The sequence below is a fragment of the Streptomyces sp. SID14478 genome, from assembly GCF_010548525.1.
In the GTDB taxonomy this organism is placed as follows: domain Bacteria; phylum Actinomycetota; class Actinomycetes; order Streptomycetales; family Streptomycetaceae; genus Streptomyces.
Genome location: NZ_JAAGMG010001313.1, coordinates 1 through 7,184, shown reverse-complemented (window position 1 = coordinate 7,184; position 7,184 = coordinate 1). Strand labels below are relative to the sequence as shown.

The following is a 7,184-nucleotide window of genomic DNA, read 5'->3' as shown; positions in this document are numbered from 1 at the left end:
GCGGCGTCGCGCTGCGTCTGCCCACCACGGTCGGCAGCGAGGCGGGGGTGACGCCCGCCATGGCGCGGCGGGCCCTGTCCGGCGAGACCCTCACCATGTGGCACGACGGCACCGTACGGCGCGAGTTCCTCGACGTGGCCGACGCGGCCCGCGCCTTCGCCCTCGCGCTCGATCACGCGGCGGACCTCGACGGCCAAGCCTGCGCGGTGGGCGGGCACGTCGTGCCGCTCGGCGACCTGTTTCGCACCATCGCCGACAGCGCGGCCCGGCACACGGGCCGGCCACCCGTTCCGGTGCTGTCGGTGGAGCCTCCCGCGTACGCCGAGACCGGTGACCTCCGCGACCTCGACGTCGACTCCTCGCTCTTCGGGGACGTGACGGGCTGGCGTCCCGAGGTGCCGCTGCGCCGGGCCGTCGACGACGTCGTGGCGGCGGTGGCCCGACGCCGGTCCTGACCGGGGTCAAGGCAGCCGTGCGACGGCGCGGACGCCCTCGACCAGCCTGGCCTGTTCCACCAGTGCCCCGCCCGTGAGCGGGGACGGGGCGCCCGAGCGGATGTGTGCGACGAAGGCCGTCACCACGGAGCGGAACTGGTCGTGCGGCGGGACGGTCAGCTCCTCGTGGGCCCCGCCCCGTTCCAGGTGGACCACGGCCGTGTGGTCCGCGGGCGGCGTGTAGGCGCGGGGCACGGTGATGCGGCCCAGCGATCCGGTCAGCTCGTAGCGGCAGCTGTAGGCGTGTTCCACGCCGAACCCGAGCTGGGCCGGGACCCCGTCGGGCGTCCTGAGCAGCGCCGCCCCGCCGGTGTCGACACCGGTGTGCGGGTCCGCTCTCAAGAAGGCACCGACCACTTCGAGGCCGGGGCCGAGGTGGCGCAGGGCGGTGCGCAGGGGGTAGCCGCCGACGCCGGTGAGCGCGCCGCCGTCGAGGTCGCGGCGGTGGCGGATGTCGTCGGCGGGTTTTGCGGGGATGGTGAACTCGGCGCTCAGGGAACGCAGCCGGCCGATGCGTCCGGCCGCGAGGAGGTCGTCGACGAGCTGGTGCTGGGGGTGGCACAGGAACATGTAGTTCTCGAACAGCGCGCGGCCGCGGGCGCGGGCGAGGTCCCGCAGTTCGGACGCCTGCCGCGCGCTGCCGGTGAGCGGCTTCTCGCACAGGACGTGCTTGTCGGCCTGCAGCGCGCGGCGTGTCCAGTCGGCGGTGAGTGCGGGAGGCAGCGGGACGTAGACCGCGTCGACGTCGGGGCGGCCGAGCACGGTGTCGTACCCGGCCACCGGTTCGCCGCCGAACCGCTCGGCGAACGCGGCCGCCTTGGCGCCGTCCCGGCTGCCGACCGCGACCAGCTCCACCGCGGGGTGCGCGGCGAGCACGGGCAGCATCCGCCGCCAGGCGATGTCGGCGCAGCCCAGCACGCCCATCCGCACCCGGTCCACCGCTGTCTCCCCCACCCGGCCCAGGGCGCCCTAGTCCAGGGCGTTCTCGATGAGGTCGGCGGCCCGCCGGGTGCCGCCTTCCGCCAGCAGCTGGGCGCGCAGCTCGGCGGAGCGGCGCCGTACCTCGGGGTCTCCGGTGACCTCCAGCAGCGCCGAGCGCAGCGCCTCGGCGGTGGCGTCGTCGGTGTCGATGCGCCGGGCCACACCCAGCTCGACCAGCTTGTCGGCGTTGCCGAACTGCTCGGCGCCCTGCGGTACGGCGATCATCGGTACCCCGGTGTAGAGCCCCTCGCTGCTCCCGCCCATGCCGGCGTGGGTGACGAAGGCGTCGGCCTGCTCCAGGATCGCCAACTGCGGCACCCAGTTGTGCACCTCGACGTTGGCCGGGATCTCCCCGAGTTCGGCGGCGTCGGTCTGCCTGCCGATCTGGAGGACGACGTGCCAGCCCTTCAGGTCGCCGAAGGCGGTCAGGCACCGGCGGTAGAACTCCACCTGGTGGGTGTAGGCGGAGCCGAGGGAGACCAGCAGCACGTTCTCGGCGTCGGCGGGGCGACTCCAGCCCCCCTGACCGGAGCGGTCCCCGAGGCAGGGGCCGACGAAGGTCACCACGTCGGTGTCCACGCGGTCGGCGTGGGGCTGCATGGCCTTGGTGATCAGCGCGATGGACCGGTCGGGCATGCCGCTGAACGCGTCGACGTCCAGCGTGCGCGCCCCGGCCGCGGCCAGCCAGGAGGCGAACTTCTCCCGGTACGCGTCGGCGCCCGGCAGTCCCATCAGGACGTCGCCGACCTCCTCCTGGTAGCCCTTCCACGCCACGTAGGTCGGGGAGAGCTGGACGAGCGGGCGGCCCTGCGCCTCGGCGAGCGCGCGGCCCGCGTAGGAGCCGATGTCGTACAGGTACAGGTCGGCGGGGTCCTCGTCGTAGTGGGCGCGCAGCTGCGGCAGCGACTGCATCGCGTCGTCGAGGAAGAGGTTCATCACGGAGATCGGGTCCGTCGGCCAGCTGTTGTCGGCGACGGGGAGCGTGGTGGTCCAGGGGACGAACTCGGCACCGGCGGCGGTGATCTGCTCGGCGACGACCGGGTCGTCGGCGTACGTCACGCGGTGCCCGCGGGCGACGAGTTCACGGATCACTTCGATGCCGGGCAGGACGTGGCTGACGATGGGGCTGCCGATCATCGCGATATGGCGACGGGACATGAATGAGGACTCTTTTCGGTGCTACGGCGTGGGACGGAAGGAAATGGGGCGCCGCGGCCCGCGTCAGCCGTAGAGCTGGGGAGATTGCATGCCGCAGACACTAACCACACCCGCCGCACGGCGCCCACCAGAGCCGAAAACCAACGGTACTTGGCCGGTTCCCCACCACACATCACCTCACCTGCGCAAAGAGGCTCTGCTAAGATTGTTTGCGTGATTCTCACTTTCGCCGCCGCAGGCTACTACTACATCTGACGCCGTCCCGCGGGCATCTGCTCCGGGCGTCACAGGTACGGCACGGCCGCTTCTCCAGGGGCCCTCTTCCGCCGCTCAAGCGCCGCACTGGCCTTTCACGACATCCTTTTGTCCTGCGCCATGCGGTCACGCCTGTCTTCGGCACCCGTTCGAGCAGTGCACCCGCCTCGGTCGACTTCTTCGGACCTACGGATGAAACGGCGTGCGAATCCATGCATGACACCTCTTTCACGAACTCATCTGCCGCCACGGACGCGGCCTCGCCCTCCACCGACCCGCTCACGCCGGACGCGGCAGGAGCCGCTTCGTCGCCGGGCGGCTTCCAGGTGGTGCTGGACGACATCCAGCACTCCCGGGGCACCCGCCGCCTGCTGGACGGGGTGCACCAGTCCGTGGCCCTCGGCGAGCGCATCGGCGTCATCGGGGAGAACGGATCGGGCAAGACCACCTTGATGCGTCTGATCGCCGGGGTGGACAAGCCCGACGAGGGCCGTGTTCTGGTACGTGCGCCGGGCGGTACGGGCTATCTGCCGCAGATCCCCGAGCTGTCGCCCGACGACACCGTGCGCGACGCCATCGACCACGCGCTGGCCGAACTGCGGTCGCTGGAGCGCGCGTTGCGCCGCTGCGAGACGGCGATGGCCGAGGCGGAGGGCGAGGCGCTGGACGCCCTGCTCGCCGAGTACGGCGATCTCACCGAGGCGTTCGAGGCGCGGGACGGCTACGCGGCCGACGCCCGGGTGCAGGCCGCGATGCACGGCCTGGGGCTGGCGTCCGTGGACACCACCCGGCGGCTGGCTAGCCTCTCCGGCGGCGAACAGGCCCGTCTGGGCCTGGCCTGTGTGCTCGCCGCCGCACCGCAGCTGATGCTGCTCGACGAGCCCACGAACCACCTGGACCGGTCCGCCCTGGAGTGGCTCGAAGAGCATCTGCGCTCCCACGGCGGCAGCATCCTCGTCATCTCGCACGACCGCGTCTTCCTGGAGCGGGTGGCCACGGCGCTGTGGGACGTGGACGCCGAGCAGTGCACGATCCACCGCCACGGCGGCGGCTACGCCGGCTACCTCAAGGCCAAGGCGGCCCTGCGGCTGCGCCGGGAGCAGCAGCACCAGGAATGGAAGGAGGACCTGGCCCGTCAGCGCGAACTGACGCGTGCCGCGGCGAGCCACGCGGCCGCCGGACCGCGGGCCAACGCCGACCGGACCAACGGCCGGCACCAGCGCAGTGTGGAGAAGCAGATCTCCGCCCGGGTGCGCAACGCCAAGGAACGGCTGCGCCGGCTGGAGGAGAACCCGGTCCCCCGCCCGCCGCAGCCGATGCGCTTCGCGGCCCGGATCCAGGGCGGTGACACCGCGGGCTCCTCGGTGGCAGCGGGGCTGTACCACGTGGAGGTCCCGCAGCGGTTGAACGTACCGGACTTCGAGGTCCGTGCGGGTGAGCGGGTGCTGATCACGGGCCCCAACGGGGCGGGCAAGTCCACCCTGTTGCGGGTGCTGGTCGGCGACCTGGAACCGGACCGCGGCACGGGCACCCGCCCGGCGCGCACCGGCTGGCTCCCGCAGGAGTCACCGGTCACCGATCCCGCGCTGAGCCTGCTGGACGCGTTCGGCGCGGGTCTGCCGGGCGACGCGGACGCGCACCGCGGGGCGCTCCTCGGCCTGGGCCTGTTCAAGCCGTCGGACCTGGCGACCTCGGTGGCGGGGCTCTCCGTCGGTCAGCGCCGGCGCCTCGCCCTGGCCCGGCTGCTGCACGATCCGGCCGACCTGCTGGTGCTCGACGAGCCGACGAACCACCTGTCCCCGGCGCTGGTGGAGGACCTCGAAGAGGCCCTGTCGCACTACCGGGGAGCACTGGTCGTCGTCTCCCACGACCGCATGCTCGAGCGGCGGTTCACCGGGCGCACAGTGCGCCTGGAGAACGGCTCCATCCGCGACTGACGCGGCTGTTCCGTCGTACCGCCCCGTGGGACGGTACGACGGAGCGATCACCCCCAACTCGCCCGGGGGACACCGGCGTTGCCGTGAACACGCTCCGGCTTTTCTGAACCCACCGGCGAAAGGAACAGCCCTCTCATGGCCAAGGACGGATTCACCGATCCGCGCATCGTCCCCCACGAGTCGGACCAGGAACGCAACGCACGTGAGCGGCTCACGAAGCTCCTCGTCGACAGCCCCATCCCGCCCGAGTACCTGATCGACAACCTGCCCGTCTATCTGCGCCGCCACCAGCTCGCCGACCTGCTCTCCATGGACGCGCTGTACCGCATGCTGCCCGAGGTCCCGGGCGTCATCATGGAGTTCGGCGTGCTGCACGGCCGTCACCTGGCCACGCTCACGGCCCTGCGCAGCATCTACGAGCCGTACAACTCGCTGCGGCGCATCATCGGCTTCGACACGTTCACCGGTTTCCCGGACGACATCAAGGACGTCGACAAGGTCAGCACCAGCGCCGTCGCCGGGCGGTTCGCGGTGCCGGAGAACGAGGTCGACCACCTGCGCGAGGTGCTGGCGGCCCACGAGGCGTCCGAGCCGTTCGGGCACACGCAGCGCTCCTTCGTCGTGCAGGGCGATGTGCGCGAGACCGTTCCGCAGTACCTGGAGGACAACCCGGAGACGGTCATCGCCATGGCCTACTTCGACCTGGATCTGCACCAGCCGACGAAGGAGCTCCTGGAGGCGATCCGGCCGCACCTGACCAAGGGGAGCATCCTCGCGTTCGACGAGCTGGCCCACCCGAAGTGGCCCGGGGAGACCACCGCGCTGCGGGAGGTCTTCGGCCTGGACTGCGGGCCGCTGCGCCAGCTGCCCGGCCGCGAGCCGCCGGTCATCTACATGAAGTGGGGCGAGTGAGCGGGCCACGGGTTCCTGTGATGACGACGCGACAGATCGGCGCGACGACGACGCCCACGACCGTCAGGGAACTCGCCATCGAGGGCGCCCTGGAGTTCACGCCGACGGTGTACCCCGACGAGCGCGGCCTGTTCGTGACCACGTACCAGCAGGCGCAGTTCGTCGCGGCGACCGAGCACCCCTTCCCGTTCGTCCAGACCAGCCACAGCGTCTCGCGCCGCGGTGTGGTCCGCGGAGTGCATTACACGGCGACGCCGCCGGGCATGGCCAAGCACGTGTACTGCGCGCGGGGCCGGGCTCGCGACTTCGTGGTCGACCTGCGGGTGGGGTCGCCCACCTTCGGCCAATGGGACACGATCGAGCTCGACCAGGAGCACTGCCGGTCCACCTACCTGCCGGTCGGTGTGGGCCACGTGTTCGTGGCGCTCGAGGACGAGACCACGATGATGTACCAGATGTCCGGGCCGTACGTGGCGCAGGACGAACTCGCCGTCTCCCCGCTGGACCCGGCGCTCGGGCTGCCCGTCACGATCGACGGCGTCGAGCCGGTGCTGTCCGGCCGCGACGTCGCCGCCCCCACTCTGGCCCAGGCGCTGGAGGCGGGCGTCCTGCCGGACTACGAGACCTGCCGTGCGCTGGAGGCCGTGCTGTAACGGCCCGCCGTGGCACGGACGTGACCGCCGGGTAGCCCTTGTGCCCCGGCGGTCACGCGTGCTCCGCACACGTCTGCGTGGCGGTGCTCAGTAGCGGTAGTGGTCCGGCTTGTACGGACCCTCGACCTCGACACCGATGTACGACGCCTGCTCCGGGCGCAGCGTCGTGAGCTGGACCCCGAGTGCGTCCAGGTGCAGCCGGGCGACCTTCTCGTCGAGGTGCTTGGGCAGCACGTACACATCCGTCGGGTACTCGGACTGCTTCGTGAACAGCTCGATCTGCGCGAGAGTCTGGTCCGCGAAGCTGTTGGACATCACGAACGACGGGTGACCCGTGGCGTTGCCCAGGTTCAGCAGACGGCCCTCGGACAGCACGATGATGACCTTGCCGTCCGGGAACGTCCACGTGTGGACCTGCGGCTTCACCTCGTCCTTGACGATGCCCTCGATCTTCGCGAGGCCCGCCATGTCGATCTCGTTGTCGAAGTGACCGATGTTCCCGACGATCGCCTGGTGCTTCATCCGGGCCATGTCGGACGCCATGATGATGTCCTTGTTGCCCGTCGTCGTCACGAAGATGTCGACCTGGTCCACGACCTCGTCCAGCGTCGCGACCTGGTAGCCGTCCATCGCCGCCTGCAGCGCACAGATCGGGTCGATCTCCGTCACGATCACCCGGGCACCCTGACCGCGCAGCGACTCCGCACACCCCTTGCCGACATCGCCGTAACCGCACACCAACGCCGTCTTGCCACCGATCAGGACATCCGTGGCACGGTTGATGCCGTCGATCA

7 protein-coding genes are annotated in these 7,184 nt (G+C 71.1%); 4 read left to right on the top strand and 3 right to left on the bottom strand.

What is annotated here, in order from left to right; all coding sequences use genetic code 11:
* The coding region (locus tag G3I40_RS41785) for an NAD-dependent epimerase/dehydratase family protein (RefSeq protein WP_164560019.1) at positions 1-455 on the top strand (455 nt) is incomplete at its 5' end.
* A 6-nt stretch (positions 456-461) separates the two neighbouring features.
* Here the strand turns inward: G3I40_RS41785 and G3I40_RS41780 are convergent.
* Together G3I40_RS41780 and G3I40_RS41775 are read right to left on the bottom strand one after the other, a co-directional pair.
* Positions 462-1,448 (bottom strand): Gfo/Idh/MocA family oxidoreductase, encoded by a 987-nt coding sequence (locus G3I40_RS41780; RefSeq protein WP_343245196.1) that lies wholly within the window; start codon positions 1,446-1,448, stop codon positions 462-464.
* A gap of 15 nt (positions 1,449-1,463) precedes the next feature.
* A complete protein-coding gene (locus tag G3I40_RS41775; protein ID WP_164560018.1) occupies positions 1,464-2,633 on the bottom strand; it encodes a macrolide family glycosyltransferase in 1,170 nt (389 codons plus the stop codon).
* Positions 2,634-3,100: 467 nt separating this feature from the next.
* Here G3I40_RS41775 and G3I40_RS41770 point away from each other — a divergent pair, with 467 nt between their 5' ends.
* The 3 genes from G3I40_RS41770 (at position 3,101) to G3I40_RS41760 (ending at position 6,390) form a co-directional block, all read left to right on the top strand.
* A complete protein-coding gene (locus G3I40_RS41770) occupies positions 3,101-4,825 on the top strand; it encodes a TlrC/CarA/OleB/SrmB family ABC-F type ribosomal protection protein (protein WP_164560017.1) in 1,725 nt (574 codons plus the stop codon).
* A 135-nt stretch (positions 4,826-4,960) separates the two neighbouring features.
* Complete coding sequence (locus G3I40_RS41765) at positions 4,961-5,737, top strand: class I SAM-dependent methyltransferase (protein WP_164560016.1); 777 nt, start codon at positions 4,961-4,963, stop codon at positions 5,735-5,737.
* 20 nt (positions 5,738-5,757) lie between these two features.
* Positions 5,758-6,390, top strand: a complete 633-nt coding sequence (locus G3I40_RS41760; protein WP_164560015.1) for a dTDP-4-dehydrorhamnose 3,5-epimerase family protein — start codon at positions 5,758-5,760, stop codon at positions 6,388-6,390.
* Between the two features lie 87 nt (positions 6,391-6,477).
* Here G3I40_RS41760 and G3I40_RS41755 read toward each other — a convergent pair.
* Positions 6,478-7,184: adenosylhomocysteinase (locus G3I40_RS41755; protein ID WP_164560014.1), on the bottom strand; the 707-nt coding region annotated here is incomplete at its 5' end.